Source organism: Citrobacter sp. GW821-FHT07H02 (assembly GCF_059418505.1).
In genome coordinates this window covers 65,205-84,133 of the sequence record NZ_JBWKPZ010000021.1, presented here as the reverse complement: position 1 = coordinate 84,133, position 18,929 = coordinate 65,205, and the positions used below count along the sequence as shown (strand labels likewise).

Annotated in this window: 17 protein-coding genes; 12 read left to right on the top strand and 5 right to left on the bottom strand. The window is 49.0% G+C overall.

Translation table 11 applies throughout. The features are described from left to right. Positions 1-42 precede the first annotated feature (42 nt). Entirely contained in the window at positions 43-264 is a 222-nt protein-coding gene (locus AC07NP_RS18575) for a hypothetical protein (RefSeq protein WP_494661359.1), read from the bottom strand. Between the two features lie 278 nt (positions 265-542). Next, the gene (locus AC07NP_RS18570; protein WP_494661358.1) at positions 543-1,430 is read right to left on the bottom strand and encodes a LysR family transcriptional regulator; all 888 of its coding nucleotides are present in this window, start codon (positions 1,428-1,430) and stop codon (positions 543-545) included. 90 nt (positions 1,431-1,520) lie between these two features. Here AC07NP_RS18570 and AC07NP_RS18565 point away from each other — a divergent pair, with 90 nt between their 5' ends. Continuing rightward, positions 1,521-2,888: an MFS transporter gene (locus AC07NP_RS18565; RefSeq protein ID WP_494661357.1), complete on the top strand. Its 1,368-nt coding sequence runs from the start codon at positions 1,521-1,523 to the stop codon at positions 2,886-2,888. Next, positions 2,867-3,268 (top strand): hypothetical protein, encoded by a 402-nt coding sequence (locus AC07NP_RS18560; protein WP_494661356.1) that lies wholly within the window; start codon positions 2,867-2,869, stop codon positions 3,266-3,268. Before AC07NP_RS18565 ends, AC07NP_RS18560 begins: the two co-directional genes overlap by 22 nt. 211 nt (positions 3,269-3,479) lie before the next feature. Here AC07NP_RS18560 and AC07NP_RS18555 read toward each other — a convergent pair whose 3' ends face one another. After that, entirely contained in the window at positions 3,480-3,707 is a 228-nt protein-coding gene (locus AC07NP_RS18555) for a hypothetical protein (protein WP_494661355.1), read from the bottom strand. Positions 3,708-4,208: 501 nt separating this feature from the next. Between AC07NP_RS18555 and AC07NP_RS18550 the strand changes: the two genes are divergently transcribed. Continuing rightward, entirely contained in the window at positions 4,209-5,360 is a 1,152-nt protein-coding gene (locus AC07NP_RS18550) for a DUF2920 family protein (protein WP_494661354.1), read from the top strand. Between the two features lie 304 nt (positions 5,361-5,664). Here the strand turns inward: AC07NP_RS18550 and AC07NP_RS18545 are convergent, their stop codons facing one another. Then, positions 5,665-6,387 carry a GntR family transcriptional regulator gene (locus AC07NP_RS18545; RefSeq protein ID WP_494661361.1) on the bottom strand — a complete coding sequence of 241 codons (723 nt, stop codon included), beginning with the start codon at positions 6,385-6,387 and terminating at the stop codon, positions 5,665-5,667. A 220-nt stretch (positions 6,388-6,607) separates the two neighbouring features. On the opposite strand from AC07NP_RS18545, the gene mngA reads away from it, so the two are divergent. The 4 genes from mngA to AC07NP_RS18525 all read left to right on the top strand — a co-directional run bounded on the left by mngA (position 6,608) and on the right by AC07NP_RS18525 (position 13,162). Further along, positions 6,608-8,545, top strand: a complete 1,938-nt coding sequence (mngA, locus tag AC07NP_RS18540; RefSeq protein WP_494661360.1) for a PTS 2-O-a-mannosyl-D-glycerate transporter subunit IIABC — start codon at positions 6,608-6,610, stop codon at positions 8,543-8,545. 108 nt (positions 8,546-8,653) lie between these two features. Beyond that, positions 8,654-11,293 carry a mannosylglycerate hydrolase gene (mngB, locus tag AC07NP_RS18535; protein ID WP_494661353.1) on the top strand — a complete coding sequence of 880 codons (2,640 nt, stop codon included), beginning with the start codon at positions 8,654-8,656 and terminating at the stop codon, positions 11,291-11,293. A gap of 47 nt (positions 11,294-11,340) precedes the next feature. After that, the gene (locus AC07NP_RS18530) at positions 11,341-12,486 is read left to right on the top strand and encodes a glycerate kinase (protein WP_494661352.1); all 1,146 of its coding nucleotides are present in this window, start codon (positions 11,341-11,343) and stop codon (positions 12,484-12,486) included. A 1-nt stretch (position 12,487) separates the two neighbouring features. Next, positions 12,488-13,162: a LysR family substrate-binding domain-containing protein gene (locus AC07NP_RS18525; RefSeq protein ID WP_494661351.1), complete on the top strand. Its 675-nt coding sequence runs from the start codon at positions 12,488-12,490 to the stop codon at positions 13,160-13,162. Positions 13,163-13,368: 206 nt separating this feature from the next. Here AC07NP_RS18525 and AC07NP_RS18520 read toward each other — a convergent pair whose 3' ends face one another. Continuing rightward, positions 13,369-14,202 (bottom strand): sugar phosphate isomerase/epimerase family protein, encoded by an 834-nt coding sequence (locus AC07NP_RS18520; protein WP_494661350.1) that lies wholly within the window; start codon positions 14,200-14,202, stop codon positions 13,369-13,371. A 421-nt stretch (positions 14,203-14,623) separates the two neighbouring features. Here AC07NP_RS18520 and arsR point away from each other — a divergent pair, with 421 nt between their 5' ends. From arsR to arsC, 5 genes are read left to right on the top strand one after another with little or no spacing between them, the layout of a single operon-like run. After that, the gene (gene arsR / locus AC07NP_RS18515) at positions 14,624-14,977 is read left to right on the top strand and encodes an As(III)-sensing metalloregulatory transcriptional repressor ArsR (protein WP_192613370.1); all 354 of its coding nucleotides are present in this window, start codon (positions 14,624-14,626) and stop codon (positions 14,975-14,977) included. 46 nt (positions 14,978-15,023) lie between these two features. Next, entirely contained in the window at positions 15,024-15,386 is a 363-nt protein-coding gene (gene arsD, locus AC07NP_RS18510) for an arsenite efflux transporter metallochaperone ArsD (protein WP_494661349.1), read from the top strand. A gap of 17 nt (positions 15,387-15,403) precedes the next feature. Continuing rightward, complete coding sequence (arsA, locus tag AC07NP_RS18505) at positions 15,404-17,155, top strand: arsenical pump-driving ATPase (protein ID WP_494661348.1); 1,752 nt, start codon at positions 15,404-15,406, stop codon at positions 17,153-17,155. 46 nt (positions 17,156-17,201) lie between these two features. Then, entirely contained in the window at positions 17,202-18,491 is a 1,290-nt protein-coding gene (arsB, locus tag AC07NP_RS18500) for an arsenite efflux transporter membrane subunit ArsB (RefSeq protein ID WP_494661347.1), read from the top strand. A gap of 12 nt (positions 18,492-18,503) precedes the next feature. Further along, positions 18,504-18,929: a glutaredoxin-dependent arsenate reductase gene (arsC, locus tag AC07NP_RS18495; protein ID WP_203360103.1), complete on the top strand. Its 426-nt coding sequence runs from the start codon at positions 18,504-18,506 to the stop codon at positions 18,927-18,929.

Sequence of the window (18,929 nt, the reverse complement as noted above, 5' to 3'; positions counted from 1 at the left end):
TGGCGGACTCAGCCCGGAACAGTTTGAAAACCAGAACCTCGCTTAGGGCCGTGTCCACATTACGTGGGTAGGATCATCTTGCGGAATATCATTCATCTTTTCGGGGAAGAGCTTGCGAAATTCTTCGGCTAACAACTTTCTTTCGCCGTAGGCATAGATTTCATTTTGGCTCCCATACTTTAGCTCAATGTCGCTGAAACCACGGCGCACCATGTCATCAAGTTTCGGGGCTATTTTCTCGTAAGTCTTAGTGATCGTGACCATTTCAGGCTCTTCCTGAGTATTTGACACTTGTTAATCTAACATTCAGCTTAATGTTTGAATACAATTACGGAGGGTAGTAGGTCAGTAAAATAGCTCGAAAAAGATTTGATTCGGCATTATCTAAGTCATAATCGCTGACAATAAATAGATGAAAAATTCTCCAAATGAAATCTCTGATAGCCCTGCTATCATTTTTCTCTGGTTACTGTATCTCTGCACCGTAACCATCCCGCATAATCGAGCCATTCACATTTCGAGATCTTCCGGCATACCCAGTCTTATAACTCCAAATTCTGTACCAGGTAATCAATAAACTTGCGGCATTTAAGGCTGATCCGATGGTCACCAGCGTAGACAATAGTGATGTCCTGAACCGGCAGTTTATAATCGGGAAAGAGTTGTACCAGTTTGCCGCTGGCGATTTCAGCTCTGACTAGCCATTCGGGTAATACGGCGATACCGAGTCCGGCGCAGGCCATAGATTTTATCGCTGTTGAGGTATTCGAGTGGAATCTGGCAACTGCGCGGACATCAAACGGTTGCCCTTTTTCATCTGTCAGCGTCCATTGTGTCGGGGTCCGTAAATTGCTGTTGGCGATCCACGGTGCGGTATTCAAATCTTCTGGGGAACTGAGGGGATTATTTTCAAGCCAGTAGGCAGAGGCGACCAGAACAATCGGGTAACTTGCCAGTTTTCGGCTTTTCAATGAAGAATCGCGTAAAGAGCCCAGTCGAATTGCCAGATCAAGCCGCTCAGTCACTAAATCATTCATTGAAGAGTCGGCATAATAATTAATATTTAAATTCGGATTAAGCTGGCAAAACTGACTTATCATCGGCAACAAATAATACTCACCAAATTCAGTTGTTGAAGTAACACTTAGCGTACCTGAGAGCGAACGATGGCTGTCGGATATATTTTCCAAGGAAGTCTGGATGTTGACGAAGATCTCGCGAAAATCGTTGTACAGCACTTCTCCTGCTTCTGTCAGCGAAATGCCGCGCGTATTGCGGATGAGCAATGGCACATTCAGCACTTCTTCAAGCGATTTCACATGGATACTGGCCATTGCCTTGCTGATGAACAGGCGCTCTGCGGCTTTGGTAAAGGAGCCACAATCTACAACGGAGATGAAAGTTTGAATTCGATTAAGGTGATTAAACATTAAGCGTTAAATTTTAGTAAACAACGTGTTTAATCTAGTTTAATCGACGCCGCTGGTCAAGCCAGTCTAGACTGCGCAGCGGAGGTCAAAATGACATATCGTTATCGCGTTGCGACGCTATTTTTAGCCGGTTTTTTCATCGATTGCATAAATATTTTTATGTCAGCAATCGCCTTGCCGGATATTTCCCGTCAGTTGCATGTCTCTGAATCCAGCGTGGCGTGGGTTGCCAACAGCTATATTTTAGGTCTGACCCTGATAATCCCATTAAGTACCTGGATCGCCAGCCATATAGGGGTGCGGATGACCATGGTGGCCTCAATGGCGGTATTTACTGTGGGGGCGTTGTGCGCCGGATTATCAACCGACTTTAACGGGTTGATTATATTTCGCTTTTTACAAGGTGCAGGCGGAGGATTATTGATTCCGGTCGGTCAGGCGCTGACATTTGGTTTGTTTCAAAAAAACGAGCGGGCCAGGATCTCAACGCTGATTATGGCCGTCGCACTGATCGCACCCGCGATCTCACCTGCGGCAGGCGGCGCGATTGTTGATCACTTCTCCTGGCGCTGGGTATTCCTGTGTAATATTCCGTTCAGCCTGCTCACTGCTGCTCTGGCATGGTGGTGGATTAAAGCTGAGAAAACCACAGCCCAACGCCCGGATCTTGCCGGTCTGGCGCTGGTAAGCCTTGCTTTGGCGGCTTTGTTGATGGGGATGTCACTTTACGCAGATGCGACAAATCCGGTGTTGCCGCTGGGGTTGGTGATAGTGGGCGTCATTTTTGCCGCGCTGTATGTGCGCCATTATCGTCGACAGCCTGATGCTATTGTGGATCTCAGTGTGTTGAGTAATCCGCGAATGCGCTTCTCTGTGCTGGTGTATTACGCTGTGCCGGGCATTTTTACGGGTGTGAACCTACTTAACATCTTTTTTCTACAACAGGTGATGGGATGGGGTGCCAGTGAAACCGGGCTACTGATGGTGTTGTACGCAGCCGGATCGTTCTGTGCCATGAGCATTTGTAGTCGTTTCTATAACCGAGTTGGTGCGGCAAAACTCTTTCTCCCTGGTTTGATCTGCCATGCGGCGGGTATTGCGCTGTTGTCGCTGGTGGGTGCCGACTACGGGTTGCCTGTGCTGGTACTGGCATATTTGCTAATGGGTATAGGTGGCGGTATTGGCGCAAATACCGCACAAACTACCGCGATGATCGACTTCACTGGCGAACATTTGTCCCGGGCCAGCACTGTCTGGAACCTCAACCGACAGATGTCATTTAGCGTTGGTGCTGCGCTTTTTACACTGCTGTTTAATCTGTTGCAGCAACACACCACGACAACATCTGCTTATCACACGGCCTTCCTTATTGCTGCGCTGCTTGGCCTGCTGCCCCTGCTTACTCTTATGTCACTCAATAAACAACCGGAGTCGTTATGCAATCAAAAAGAGAATTAATTGCACATCAAAGCGTAGTAGAGCTGCATCAATGGATTGAAGAGGTGTTCGCAGGGCGTTCTGATTACCCCGCCGCGTTGAATAACCTGCTCAGCAGTTTCAGCCCGTCGTTCAAAATGGTGACCATGAAAGGGCAGAGTATTGGTTTTGCGGAGGTGGAAAACCTGTTTCGCAATAACACAGGTGGTCGCCCGAACCTGCAAATTAACATTGATAGCTTTGAAACCCTGCAGTTGTCGGCGTCTTCAGTCATTTGCCGTTACCGTGAAACTCACCGCAATGAGGGCAATGTGCACTCTCGCTGGTCGGTTGCTGTGATTGATATCCAGAATGAGCAACCCTGCTGGCATTATCTGCATGAAACAGCGATTGCGGACTGATGATGAAGTCATATTACCTTGAACAGTTCCGAAATCTGACTGACCACATACAGGAAAGGGCGTCCATCACATCACTACATTCGATGTTTCAAGGGCGGCTGTAGTTGCGATTTTTGAATGATATTATGTGGCGAGCATTAAATGCCGTTAGATTGCAGGGTGAGGTTAATTATCAGAATATCTCATCTTCGAATAACTCAGTATTCCGTAGCTATGTCAGTATGAACTTAATTGCTGACAGGACGAAATACATTGAACATGCGATTTGTATTACCCGGAACCCCCATCTGACATAGCGCCATTGATGCCGTTCTCTGGCATCAGCCTCTGCAATAGCAGGGTCGCGATGCTCTTTTTTTCGCTTTGTCCTTAGAGCATCAACGGCCCACAGAACAAGGATCGCGGCAACGATTGTTTTCAGGAGAAGGCTGATATCCACGGTAAATAGGTTCGGCTTATCTGTTTAAGAAACCAGACTAGCCGAAAGGCCCTATTATAACCATGGTTAAATGTGATATTAGTTCATTGCAATTTTAATCAGCCCGGTTATTAGTTTAGGTCAGAAGCGTAAAGCCCCTGTCTCTGGGCGAATACATGACTCTGTCAGAAATGACGCGCTGTGTCCTTGAGTAACACGGCTTTAAGCCTCCTGACCGTTTCACTTCCTTCTCATCGCCGTTATTAAATAGCGTGCAGTGGTCAACCAGACCCAGCCACAGAATAATCAGACTGCCGCATTTAAGTCAGGGGAGAATGAGGTCGCCTTTAAGGATAAGGAACTGGCACCTTACAGGTCGATGGTGGAAGAGGGATTGAGCGATTGTGCCAGCGTGTCCCTCATGGATGCTGCGAGGGTCGTCCCTCATCAACCGAGTAATGATCTAATCACAAATTTGCTGAGTACGTTACGATTTCCCTGATGCAGGAGTGGCACATCATCATGACTATCGTTGACCATACCATTGCTGGTTATCCCGATTTTGAGCTAGGTCTGAGCCCCCAGCGCGCTGTGCCTTATCGAATCTACCAACCCGAACGGGGAAGTAATGGGCTCGTCGTCTATTTACCGGGTTTTGGTGCTGATCTTGGTGGTTATACCCAGGCCTTCTGCGAAAAGGTTGCCGGGCGTCACGGCTGTGCGGCTCTGAGCATCGAATATTTTTGCATGCGTTCACGTCCTCAGGTCGGAGCCAAAGTCACGTTTGAACCTGAAGACCGTCGTCAACTCGAAGCGCATTTACCGCTCAAAATTGCCCGTTATGGCACAGATGAACAGGTGTTAAAGGCTGTTTGCGCCCTCAAACCAGACGCGCCTCTTACGCTTACCGCCTCGTTGACGCCACCGGATGGTTCCTACCAAAACTTTGGCATCATGGCCGCACTGGACATTGTGGCTGCCATTAATGATGTCCTGACTCGTTATCCGATCAACCGTGACAACATCATATTGGTGGGCGCGTCTTACGGGGGATATCTTGCACAATTGGTGAATAAACTCAGGCCAGGTATGGTTCGCGCGCTGTTTGATAACTCCTCCTGGGCTGAGCCCAACCTTACCTATGTCTTCGGGCGCGAAATAGGGGCATGTGAGTACTCCGCCGGGGCCAACGAACGGGTGACGCTGGCGATGAGCGTAAATTCTCCCTGGCGCAAAACCGCGGGGCACCCCCATTACTTTGGCCCGAGTGAATTTCTGATCCGGGGTTTTAGTCGTTCACAACTGGAGCAGATGGTCAGTCAGGGGGCTAATCAGACCTTCTGTCTGATGGTTCATTCTGCTGAAGATCGCAATATCGCCCCGCTGGCGGCTAAAGTGGAAATGGCGCAGACCATGCTGGTGCTGGGCTGGCCTGTCGAAATGCTGATCTATGATGCCAGCGACATTGATGGTAGCTACATCAAAAATACCGATCATGGCATGGGTCTTTCTATGCTTACCTTTTTCGAGCGCGGCTGTGAGATGCTTCACACCATAGCCCGCCCTTTCAAATACGCCGCCGCTGAGCACGTTATCTATCACGCCGGAAAGTATCGGTACGAATTTGACTATCGCCATGGCGATATCCGGGCCAGGCGCTGTTTACTTGGCTGATCCGTGCCCGATAAGATCCTGTCAATCCATCACCAGCCCTGCATCGCCTCATCTTATTCAGGGGCATGCTGCACAAGAGGGGGATATCTCATCCCAGTTCAGCCTTAGAAAGCAGTGCCGGTGGTACTGGTTGGCCGGGCTGCCTTACCAGTTTTTTAGCGGGAATGCTGGAATTGAAGGATTTTGAAGTATTAAAAACACCGGTTTTGATAACGCGTGCTGGTCTCTGGGTTCCCCGTAAACAGCAGGCAGCCAAGGCCTCTCAATTATTTCATGCAAATACCTCAAGTTAGCTGCGTTCTGGCTAGTCAGGATTTCGTCTTTTAGCTATTAACGTAAATTTATACCCAACTGGGCTGATATGATTTTTACTGAATTCAAAAACAGTCTCATCGGCTAAAAAACCTTTCGTTTTTTTTTCGATAATCGGCATTGTTGGGTCGATCTTAAGTAAATTTGCCGTTTCTGTTGGGGGGAGTATGGGCGAGATTTCCTGCTCACTTCTGACGATGGTATAGTGCTTTTGGTTTTCGATATAATTGTACTTTGAGCCTTGCATAATCTGGTAGGTCAGGTCCGGGAACAGGCTAAGCGGCATCCAGGTTTCTTCCACCGTAATCGGCGTATCATCAATAAAACGCACACGCTTTATGAAGTAAACCCTCTCCCCCTCATCAATATTAAGGTGTTCCGCAATCGTTAAGGTCGCTGGCTGTATTTCAAAAGCAATCACATCGCTATGAGTGACCTTATTCAGGTGATCCCATTTTTCTGAAAAACTGGTTTGCTGATTAATTTCGTAGTTAACCTTGCTCGCTTTCACATAGGTACCGCTACCCTGCACGCTTTCAAGCTCCTCGTTCTCAACCAGCAGTTTGATAGCCTGCCGCACAGTCACTCTACTGACTGAAAATGTCTGACGCAGCTGCTCTTCTGTTGGAAGAGCTTCGCCAACCTTGTACTCACCGGAGTTGATCTTTTCCCTGATTGCATTGGCAATCTGTCGGTACATTGGCAGCCTGACCATCATTACCTCTTATATCAATTTGCACAGGTTTTACCACTTCATCGATGATACTAAATTTCAATACCTTAGTAATCATTGCCTTTCATCTTTCTTTTGATGATACCAAATCAATACAAATGATAGTACAAATGAGATCGTTATCAACGTTTAGAATAGACGACATAGGTATCATTGTTGTACTGGTAATGGTGATAATTTGAATGAGAACCTGGGACAAATGATGAAACTGACTTCTCTTACCAATCCGTCTCTGATAACGCTACAAACGACATTTGAAGATCGCGATGAGGCGATAACGGCTCTCGCAGACAAACTGGACCAGCAGGGAAAACTGCATGATAAGGAAGCATACCTGAAAGCTGTTTTTGCGCGTGAACAGCAGGGACCAACTGCCCTGGGAGAAGGACTGGCCGTTCCTCATGGCAAAACCAATGCTGTAAAGGACGCCGCATTTGCCGTCGCCACCTTAAAAAGATCGCTCAAATGGCAAGGTGTGGATGAAGACGAAGAAGATGTGAATCTTATTTTTCTTCTTGCCATCCCCGATGCTGAAGCGGGCTCAACCCACATGCAACTTTTAACGACGCTCACGACAACACTCGTAGATGATGATGTCAGGAATGCCGTGTTACATGCCACCGAGGTAAGTCATGTCATGGATTTACTTGATGGTCATGATAAAAAAGAGACGAAAAAAGAGGTTATAAATACCAATAGACCCACTATCGTTTGCGTCACCGCCTGCCCGGCAGGTATTGCTCATACCTATATGGCGGCGGAGTACCTTGAAAAAGCAGGCTATAAGCTGGGATATAACGTCTGTGTGGAAAAACAGGGCGCTAACGGTATTGAAGATCGTTTAACAGCAGACCAGTTAAACAGTGCCTGCGCCGTTATTTTTGCCGCTGAAGTCGCAATCAAAGAAGTTGAACGCTTCACAGGGCTTCCTCGTGTGGAGGTGCCTGTTGCAGAGCCCATTAAGCATGCAGAACGTATTCTGCTCGAGGCCGTTGAATCAGGTAAAAAAGGCTCTGGAGCCGAACGTAAACTGGCAACGGACAGCCCAACAAAAAAGTTACCACTCAAAACAGAGCTAAAACAGGCGCTGCTTTCAGGGATCTCCTACGCCGTCCCTTTGATTGTGGCAGGGGGGACGGTTCTGGCGGTTGCTGTCTTGCTGGCACAAATGTTCAATCTTCAGCATTTATATGGCGAAAAAGAGTCATGGCTGTGGATGTACCGCCAACTGGGAGGGGGATTACTGGGGACGTTAATGGTGCCCGTTCTGGCAGCCTATACCGCCTACTCTCTTGCAGATAAACCAGCATTAGGTCCGGGTTTTGCTGCGGGTATTGCAGCAAACCTTATTGGGGCTGGCTTCCTGGGCGGTGTTGCTGGCGGCCTGATTGCCGGTTATGTGATGCGCTGGGTGAAAACAAATATTCGCCTGAGCCCAACCTTCAATGGTTTTCTCACGTTCTACCTTTACCCGGTTATTGGCACTCTGGTTGTAGGTTCACTGATGTTATTTGTCATTGGTAAACCTGTCGCCTGGTTAAACCACGGGCTGACGGAGTGGTTAAACAGCCTGTCAGGCGCTAACGCACTTTTACTGGGTGCAGTGATCGGCTTTTTTGTTTCTTTCGACCTTGGTGGTCCGGTCAACAAAGCCGCCTATGCCTTCTGCCTCGGTGCCATGGCAAATGGTGTTTATGGGCCTTATGCCATCTTTGGCGCGGTCAAAATGGTTTCTGCTTTTACCGTGACGACTTCAACACTACTGGCTCCGCGCCTCTTTAAAGATTTCGAAATCGAAACAGGTAAATCGACCTGGTTGCTGGGCCTCGCGGGTATTACGGAAGGGGCGATTCCAATGGCGATTGAGGATCCCGTGCGTGTCATAGGATCATTCCTTTTAGGCTCAGTTGTCACTGGTGCCATCGTTGGCGCAACGGGTATCGGGCTGTCTACGCCAGGAGCCGGGATCTTCTCCATCTTCTTATTACATGACGCAGGCATAGGCGCATTTATGGCCGCCGCCGTCTGGTTTGGTGCTGCACTAATAGGTACCACGCTCTCCACATTGACACTCGTAGCCTGGAGAGCGCATGCGGTTAAAAAAGGGAAATTCGCCATAAGCACCGCAACACCGAAATAATCCTGATTACTCAACAGAACATTGGCCCCAGACCTTACGAGCCCTCAATTCGGCACAGGCGAAGAAAATACACTTTAACGGCAAATTTAGCCTAAGACGGTAAAAGTTATGACAACAACTCGAGTCCATATCACTCCTCATATGCACTGGGATCGTGAATGGTATTTCACAACTGAAGAGTCCCGTATCCTGTTGGTAAACAACATGGAAGAAATCATAGAGCGTCTGGAAAACGATCCTGACTATAAATATTACGTTCTGGATGGCCAGACTGCGGTGCTTGAAGATTATTTTGCTATCAAGCCAGAAAACAAATTGCGTGTCAGGGCGCTGGTGCAGGCAGGCAAACTGATCGTCGGCCCCTGGTATTCCCAGACAGATACCATGCAGGTCTCTGGTGAGTCGATTGTCCGTAATATGTTTTACGGTCTGCGTGACTGTCTGGCGCTGGGTGAACCCATGAAGATCGGCTATTTGCCTGATTCGTTTTCAATGAGCTCACAACTGCCTGCTATATATAATGGCTTCGGCATTACCCGTACGATGTTCTGGCGGGGTTGTTCAGAACGTCACGGTACAAACAAAACTGAGTTTATCTGGCAGTCTAACGACGGTAGTGCCGTAACCGCCCAGGTTCTGCCGCTGGGATATGCCATTGGTAAGTATCTACCGCTGGATGAAGCTGCACTGAGAGCGCGTCTTGATAAATATTTCCCGGTGCTCGAAAAAGCGTCAGTGACCAAAGACATTCTGCTGCCCAACGGCCACGATCAGATGCCTATTCAGAAAGACATTTTTGACGTTATGGCGAAACTGCGGGAAATTTATCCGGACAAAGAATTTATCATGAGCCGCTTCGAAGAGATATTTGAACGTGTCGAAGCACAGCGTGACCAACTTGATATCGTTAAAGGTGAGTTCAATGACGGCAAGTACATGCGTGTCCACCGTACTATTTCGTCAACGCGGATGGACATCAAACTTATCCATGCTGAGGTAGAGAACAAGATAGTCAATATCCTTGAACCGTTAGCCTCTATTGCCTGGACCCTTGGTTTTGAATACCACCACGGCCTTATTGAGAAAATGTGGAAAGAAAGCATGAAAAATCATGCTCATGACTCCATCGGCTGTTGTTGTTCAGATAAGGTTCATGCTGAAATCCTAAATCGTTATATCCTGGCTGATGACATGGCGACCAACCTGATTAACTTCTACAAACGCAAGATTGTTGACCATATGCCTGCCGGGGAAGGTTACGATAAGCTGGCGCTGTTTAATCTTTCCCCCTATGCCAGAGACGAGGTTATCAATACCACGATAACCATCAGAGCGGAGACATTCAGCCTCTTTGATGAGAATGGTCAGTCAGTTGATTATTACATCAGGGACCGCCGTACCATCGATCCAGGTAAGATTGATCGTCAAATCGTTCACTACGGAAATTATGATCCTTTCATTGAGTACGATATCCAGATAAAGCACCCTGTTCCGGCTATGGGCTTTACTACTTTGCACATACAGCCTAATAAAGAAGGGAGCCAGAAAACGGCGGAACAAAAGGCTCCCCTGCTGGAAAATGAATTTTACCGTATTGCTATTAATACAAACGGTACGCTTACTATCTTTGATAAAGAGACACAGTATTGCTTTGACCAGGTATTGCGTATTGAAGATGGTTCTGACGATGGTGATGAATACGACTATTCTCCATCCCGCCATGAATGGTTGCTTTACTCTGATCAATTTGCAGCCGATATAAACATTAAGCATGAGGGCTTCCAGTCTCTGGCTACTATCAATTTATGCATGGATTTACCCAAAGATCTTTCAGAGCGTGAGACCCGGGCTGGACAGAACGGTTATATCGATGTGTGTTACCAGGTCACCCTGAAACAAGGGTCACGCCATATTAACGTGAGTCTGGAACTGGATAATCAGGCTAATGACCATCGAGTCAGGGTTCTAATCCCAACACCATTTATTTCCAGCACCGTCGTGGCAGATAACCAGTTTGGCACGATTACTCGCCCAACCAGCGATCCGGAAATGGCGAACTGGGAAGACGATGGCTGGAAAGAAGCTCCAGTTCCTGTTTACCAACTGATGAATTTTGCGGCACTTGAAAATACACAAGGCGGCCTTGCCATCATGACCAATGGCCTGCGCGAATTTGAAGTCATTTCAAGTAAAGGTAATGGGGAGAAAGATACTTTTGCGCTGACCCTGTTACGTGGTGTTGGTGTACTGGGTAAGGAGAACCTGCTACTACGTCCGGGTCGCCCTTCGGGTATCAAGATCCCTACGCCCGATTCTCAGGTACGTGGCAAAATTATCTGTAATTTTTCGCTATACGGTTATACGGGTAATCATATCGATGCCAACGTTATGGCGGCGGCACGCGATAATGTGACACCCATTCAGTGCTATAACAAAATCCCTTATAACGCGATGAAGTTGAATGTGGGTGAGCAGAACCGGCCGCTTAGCTACAGCTTACTGAGTAAGTCAAAAACCGGGGCCGTCCTGAGTACGCTAAAAAAAGCAGAAGATGCTCAGGCGCTTATTCTGCGTGTCTACAATCCATCAGAACACACGGCAATTCAGGATAACGTCTCTTTCACGGGAGATGTAACGTCATGGAAAGAAACCCGGCTTGATGAGCAAGTATGCACATCAGCGGTTGAAACCACCTCGTTTGGCACTCTGGAACCCTGCCAGGTTAAATCGTTCCTCTTCACCCTGTAAATTTCTGCTACGAAACCCGCCTACAGGGCGGGTAGGACTACTCAAAAATGAAAGTCGTTATCGCACCAGATTCGTTTAAAGAATCGCTCTCTGCCTTGGAAGTTTGTCAGCATATTAAAGCAGGATTCAGCACAATATTTCCTGATGCACATTACGAATTTTTGCCGCTAGCGGATGGCGGTGAAGGAACGGTTGAAGTCCTTTTGCAGGCACTTAATGGTCAGAAAATGTTATCTCTGGTTGAAGGGCCACTGGGTGAACAGGTACAAGCCGAATGGGCATTATTAGAGGGCGGCAAAACTGCGCTGATTGAGGTCGCCGCAGCATCCGGGCTGGATAAAGTCCCGCCTCACCTCCGTAATCCGCTAGTAACTTCAACCTTTGGAACTGGGCAGCTTATCAAAGAAGCCCTGGATAGGGGCGTTAATAAAATTCTTCTTGGTCTTGGCGGAAGCGCAACTAACGATGCTGGAGCTGGCATTGTCGAGGCCCTGGGCGGGGTTTTTTACAACTCACATGGCGAGAAAATTTGCCGGGGCGGCCAGGCTCTCGCAGAAGTCGCGCACCTGGATCTAAGTCAGGTGGATAAGCGATGTGCGCAAATACAATTCGTTATAGCCTGTGACGTTACAAATCATCTTACAGGCGTTACTGGTGCCAGCCATGTTTTTGGACCACAAAAAGGGGCAGGCCCTGATGATGTGGTACGCCTTGATGCAGCTTTAGATCACTTTGCCCATCTGGTGCAAAAGCTCACAGGAGAAGATAACAGAAATAGCCCAGGCTATGGCGCAGCAGGTGGCACACCACTTGGGCTATCGCTAATATTCAAGACCAAGATTAAACCCGGCATTGAGATGATATTAGAAACACTGGATGCAGATAAAGTCCTCCAGGGAGCTAATCTGGTGATTACCGGAGAAGGGCAAATGGATAATCAAACTCTCCAGGGAAAAACACCATTTGGTATAGCACAGAAAGCGGCTGATCTGGGCATTCCTGTCATCGGCATTGCAGGCTCATTAGGGGCCGAATCCGAAGATCTAATGCATTACTTCGACGGGATATTTAGCACTGTACGTGCGCCCCAATCGTTAGACCAGGTGCTATCGGAAGCTGGTACAAACCTGCAACGTACAGCCAAAAATGTGGCTGCTATGCTGAAACTGGGTATCGCTATGCACCAGAAGTAGATTGACCAGCCAGGTGGGGCGTAAAACACACCCCACCAACTCTGAATCTACCTCATTAAATATAGGCGTAATTCGCTCGCTTATTTTCAATATTTTGCCAGAAACCATAAAGCAGTTTACTAATAGCTTCGGACATATTGATATTAATTTAAAAGAAGGACTCTCCACAAATCAATATGAGTTATTAGCTGAGCAGGTTATTGATTTAGGTTTCGTCCGTGCAATGGAGCAAAAACAGGAGGTGGATAATGATTTTTGTCGGGAGTTGATTCTTATCGATCCGTTATTTGCTGCCGTACCAAAGAATCATTATCTTACAAGGAATAAATTTATAACTCTGAAAGATTTTTGCAACTCGCCATTTATTACTTTTCCGGGTAATCAAAAAAGCGAGTTCTCAGATACCGTTGTTGAAAAAATCAAACAAAATGGGTTATCCCCGGTGATTTCCTACAAAGCCAGAGAAATACATTCCGCGTTATCCTTCGTGGCCGCTGGACTGGGGGTTACCTTAGTTGGCAAAACCGTCATTGATAATAATCGACAGGATATTGCATTTCTGCCCATCTCGGACTTTCACTGTAATTGTTATATCTATGCAATTTACCGATCAAAAAATACCAACCCCAACATTCAACACTTCCTCAGTACGATGAAAAAGGTCGCATTGAATTAGTGCCTGCGTCATCTCGTCCCCTTGTGGACAGGGGGCAACGAGTGCTGCTGCCCTCTGTCCAACGTGCGGATGGACTCCATCTTCCTGGAACACCAGAATACAACGGCAACCGCGCCTTCCGGAGAATCGAGTACTGTTCATGGCTATCAACACCCTGGATACTCGATTCTGTTCCTGAAGCCACTACGTCACGGCATACCGCCTGGTCAAAACTGCAGTTGACGCAGATAAGCTATGCTGTCGCTCAGCGCTTCTCCCTGCAACTCCTCAACGATGATTGGGACCTGAGTGAGTCCGTGATTTGCCAGCATCGTAAGCACTTTCTCATAATCAATAAGACCCTCATTCAGACGAACTGGGATTTTTTGCCCCCCTTCGAGGACGAAATTTTTAAAGTGGAACAGACGAATGCGTGGTCCGTGCTGGTTAAGGAAATCTTCGAAGATAGACTCCCATGACGCCGCATTGTCAGCATTGAGCAAATTGGCAATATCGAAGGTCACACAGAAGTGTTCGCCGAGTTGAGTATTCAGGCGCATCAGGCTGTCGGCATCATAAATGACATGATCGTATACAGGCTCAACCAGGAAACGACATTGCGCATGTTCCAGATTGGGCTGCAACTGCTGGAAACTGGCCAATACGTGTTGAAAGGCAGGTTCTGAGTGGTTTTCCGGATGCCATGTCCATGCATCGTCATTCAGAGAGCCCGTTTCGCTGCCGATGAGCCCGATACCGCAGCGCAGACCCATGTCGATATTGAACCGTGCGCGCTCTATCTCACTGGCCAAAAATGAGGTGTTCGAATGGACCGGGTTGAAGTAACTGGCGAGCAGGAACACCGAAATTCCTGATTCCTGAATCTGCTTAATATTGCCGACAATCGTCTCAATATCGCGGGCTTTGTATGCCTCTTCCCAGCTTTTGTGGATTGCCAGCTGCAGGCCGTCAATGCCCAGTTCACGGGAAAAGGCCACCATTTCTGCCGGGGTCTGCCCACTGAGGTCATGTCCCCGGGCACCAATGTTCAATTTACGCATAACGACTCCGTTGAAGTTCCATGGAAAAATGCCAGACAGTGATGTCGTTAGCGTCTTTATCCACAGGTGAAGAAAGGGGGGATACTTGTATGTTGATGCTATGGCAATGGTATCAGCCGTTTTCATCGCTGAATAGCCACAGGTTTAACAGACACTTTAGAGTCATTAAAGATGGTTAAAGAGAGGTACCCATGCTGCCTTTCACCATACTGTCTTTGCTCATGGGGGGCTGCCAGTACCTTGGCCATAAACTGAGCTGAAAGCACAGGAAGGAAAGCACGGGTTATCTTGATACGCAGAGTCAGCGCTATGCCACATGTCTGAACCTATGGGGAAGGTTGGTTTTCATATCTGTTTTAGTGAACGTGTGTTTGATTTTATTTTTGAGCGGCGTATCCTGTCTTTACATTGAACAGGAGGAATGATGTCTCTGACTTCCCTACAACTCTTCAAAACTCTCTCCGATGAAACTCGTCTGGGCATCGTTTTGCTGCTCAGAGAGATGGGAGAACTGTGCGTGTGCGATCTCTGCACGGCACTGGATCAGTCACAGCCCAAGATCTCTCGCCATCTGGCAATGCTACGGGAAAGCGGTTTATTGCTGGATCGTAAGCAGGGAAAATGGGTTCATTACCGCTTATCTCCACATATTCCTTCCTGGTCTGCTCAGGTGATCGAGCAAGCCTGGTTAAGCCAACAGGACGACGTTCAGGCCATCGCCCGTAAGCTGGCATCGGCAAACTGTTCTGGCAGCGGTAAAGCGGTTTGCATCTAAAAAATTTGCCTGAACATATATGATTTTTCGAATGTGAGGTGTTGAAATGAAAACGTTAACGGTATTTGACCCTGCGCTGTGTTGCAGCACCGGCGTCTGCGGTACAGATGTTGATCAGGTGCTGGTCGATTTTTCTGCGGATGTGCAATGGCTGAAAGGGCGTGGTGTTCAGGTCGAACGTTACAACCTGGCACAACAGCCGATGAGTTTTGTTCAAAACGAGAAAGCGAAAGCATTTCTTGAAGCTTCCGGGGCTGAAGGGCTTCCGCTGTTGTTGCTGGATGGCGAAACGGTGATGGCAGGACGTTACCCAAAACGCGCTGAACTGGCTCGCTGGTTTGGTATTCCACTGGAGAAGGTGGGATTGGCACCGACACGTTGCTGTGGTGGTGATACGTCCTGTTGTTGAAAATGTCAGGAGGACAGATGAAATTCTTACAGAATATCCCTCCCTACCTGTTTTTTACCGGTAAGGGGGGCGTGGGTAAAACCTCTATTTCCTGCGCCACGGCAATTCGTCTGGCGGAGCAGGGCAAACGGGTGCTGCTGGTCAGTACCGACCCGGCCTCAAACGTAGGTCAGGTCTTTGGTCAGGCTATTGGCAATACTATTCAGCCAATAGCCACCGTGCCTGGATTGTCGGCACTTGAGATTGATCCTCAAGCCGCTGCACAACAGTACCGGGCCAGAATCGTTGATCCCATCAAAGGTCTTCTGCCTGAAGACGTGGTCAATAGCATCAATGAGCAGCTTTCGGGAGCCTGCACGACAGAGATTGCCGCTTTTGACGAGTTTACCGGATTGCTGACCGACGCCTCTCTGCTGACCCGGTTTGACCATATCATTTTTGATACTGCACCGACCGGCCATACTATTCGCCTACTCCAGTTGCCTGGTGCCTGGAGCAGTTTCATTGAAAGCAATCCCGATGGCGCGTCCTGTCTCGGCCCGATGGCGGGGCTGGAAAAGCAGCGTGAACAGTATGCCCATGCCGTTGAGGCGCTTTCTGATCCGAAACGCACCCGATTAGTTCTGGTCGCCCGACTGCAAAAATCCACGTTGCAGGAAGTTGCGCGTACGCATGACGAACTAGCGGCGATTGGCCTTAAGAACCAGTCTCTGGTCATTAACGGCGTTCTGCCCGAAACTGAAGCGGTAAGCGACACATTGACTGCTGCAATAGGACGGCGAGAGCAGGAGGCGCTGGCTAATCTGCCCGCAGGTTTGTTGGCACTCCCCACGGACACGTTATTCCTTCAACCAGTCAATATGGTCGGCGTACCGGCACTGAGAGGGCTTCTCACCTCGCAGCCTGCGACGGCATCATTTTCTGAAGAAAGTATTCAGCAACGCCCTGAAATTCCATCGCTTTCTGCATTGATTGATGACATTGCTCGCAATGAACATGGCCTGATCATGCTGATGGGCAAAGGCGGTGTAGGGAAAACCACGATGGCGGCAGCCATCGCCGTCAGGCTGGCCGACAGGGGATTTGATGTCCATCTGACAACGTCTGACCCTGCGGCGCATCTCAGCACAACCCTTAACGGCAGTCTCAACAATCTGCAGGTCAGCAGGATCGATCCTCACGAGGAAACGGAACGCTATCGTCAGCATGTCCTTGAGACGAAGGGAAAAGCGCTGGACGACGCGGGGAAACGCCTGCTGGAAGAAGATTTACGCTCTCCTTGTACCGAAGAGATTGCGGTCTTCCAGGCCTTTTCACGGGTGATTCGTGAAGCGGGTAAGCGCTTCGTGGTCATGGATACGGCACCCACCGGGCATACGCTACTGTTGCTGGATGCCACCGGGGCGTATCACCGCGAAATTGCTAAGAAAATGGGCGATAAGGGCCATTTCACCACGCCAATGATGCAGCTTCAGGATCCGGAACGAACCAAAGTGTTACTGGTCACGCTGCCGGAAACCACACCCGTGCTTGAGGCGGCAAATTTGCAGGCCGACCTTGAACGTGCAGGGATTCATCCCTGGGGCTGGATTATCAATAACAGCCTTTCCATTGCGGATACCCGTTCGCCGTTGCTTCGTCTGCGTGCGCAACAGGAACTCCCGCAAATAGAGGCGGTTAAACACCAGCACGCCTCTCGTGTCGCGCTGGTCCCGCTACTGGCGTCAGAGCCGACGGGCATCGAAAAACTCAAACAACTCGCAGGTTAATTTTTTACGCATACAGGGTGGCGTTGCTGCCCTGTCAGGAGGTTTTATGTTACTGGCAGGAGCCATTTTCATCCTGACCATCGTGTTGGTTATTTGGCAGCCAAAGGGATTAGGCATTGGCTGGAGCGCCACGCTGGGTGCCGTACTGGCTCTGGCATCGGGTGTGATACACATTGCTGATATTCCGGTGGTGTGGAATATCGTCTGGAACGCCACGGCAACTTTTATCGCCGTCATTATCATCAGCCTTTTGCTGGATGAGTCCGGCTTTTTTGAATGGGCCGCACTGCACGTTTCCCGCTGGGGAAATGGGCGTGGGCGTCTGCTGTTTACGTATATTGTTCTGCTCGGCGCGGCGGTGGCGGCATTGTTCGCCAATGACGGCGCGGCGCTGATTCTGACGCCGATCGTTATTGCTATGCTGCTGGCGCTGGGGTTCAGTAAAAGCACCACGCTGGCGTTCGTGATGGCGGCAGGGTTTATTGCCGATACCGCCAGTCTGCCGCTTATCGTGTCAAACCTGGTCAATATCGTTTCGGCTGATTTCTTCCAACTGGGATTCGCGGAATATGCGTCAGTCATGGTGCCGGTGGATATTGCCGCCATTACTGCCACGCTGGTGATGCTGCATCTGTTTTTCCGCAAAGATATCCCGCCCAATTACGATCTGGCGCGACTGAAAGAACCTGCAAAAGCCATCAAAGATCCGGCGACGTTCAGAACCGGCTGGATTGTACTTCTCCTTCTGCTGGTCGGTTTTTTTGTCCTTGAGCCGATGGGGATTCCTGTGAGTGCGATTGCGGCGGTGGGGGCGGTAATCCTGTTTGCGGTGGCCAAAAAAGGTCACGGTATTAACACCGGTAAAGTGCTGCGCGGCGCGCCCTGGCAGATCGTTGTCTTCTCACTGGGGATGTATCTGGTGGTCTACGGTCTGCGTAACGCTGGGCTGACGGATTATCTCTCTGACGTGCTGAACGTACTGGCAGATAAAGGACTGTGGGCCGCCACGCTGGGGACAGGATTCCTGACCGCATTCCTCTCTTCTATTATGAACAATATGCCGACCGTATTGGTTGGCGCATTGTCGATTGATGGCAGCACCGCGTCCGGCGTTATCAAAGACGCGATGATTTATGCCAACGTCATTGGCTGCGATCTGGGGCCGAAAATCACCCCTATTGGTAGCCTGGCAACACTGCTCTGGCTGCATGTACTTTCACAGAAGAATATGACAATCACGTGGGGATACTACTTCCGCACCGGGATTATCATGACCCTGCCTGTGCTGTTTGTAACGCTGGCTGCGCTGGCGCTACGTCTCTCTGTCACTTTGTAATGAGATACTGATATGAGCAACATTACCATCTATCACAACCCGGCCTGTGGCACCTCGCGCAACACGCTGGAGATGATCCGTAACAGCGGTATCGAGCCGACGGTTATTCATTATCTTGAGAACCCACCTTCACGCGATGAGCTGGTCAAACTCATTGCCGATATGGGGATCACGGTACGGGCGCTGCTGCGTAAAAACGTGGAACCGTATGAAACGTTAGCGCTTGCCGAAGACCGCTTTACTGACGATCAGCTCATCGACTTTATGTTGCAACATCCCATTCTGATTAACCGTCCGATTGTGGTGACATCGCTGGGAACGCGACTGTGTCGTCCTTCCGAAGTGGTTCTGGATATCCTGCCGGATGCGCAGAAAGGGGCTTTCGCCAAGGAAGACGGTGAGCAAGTCGTAGATGTTGCTGGTAAACGACTGAAATAA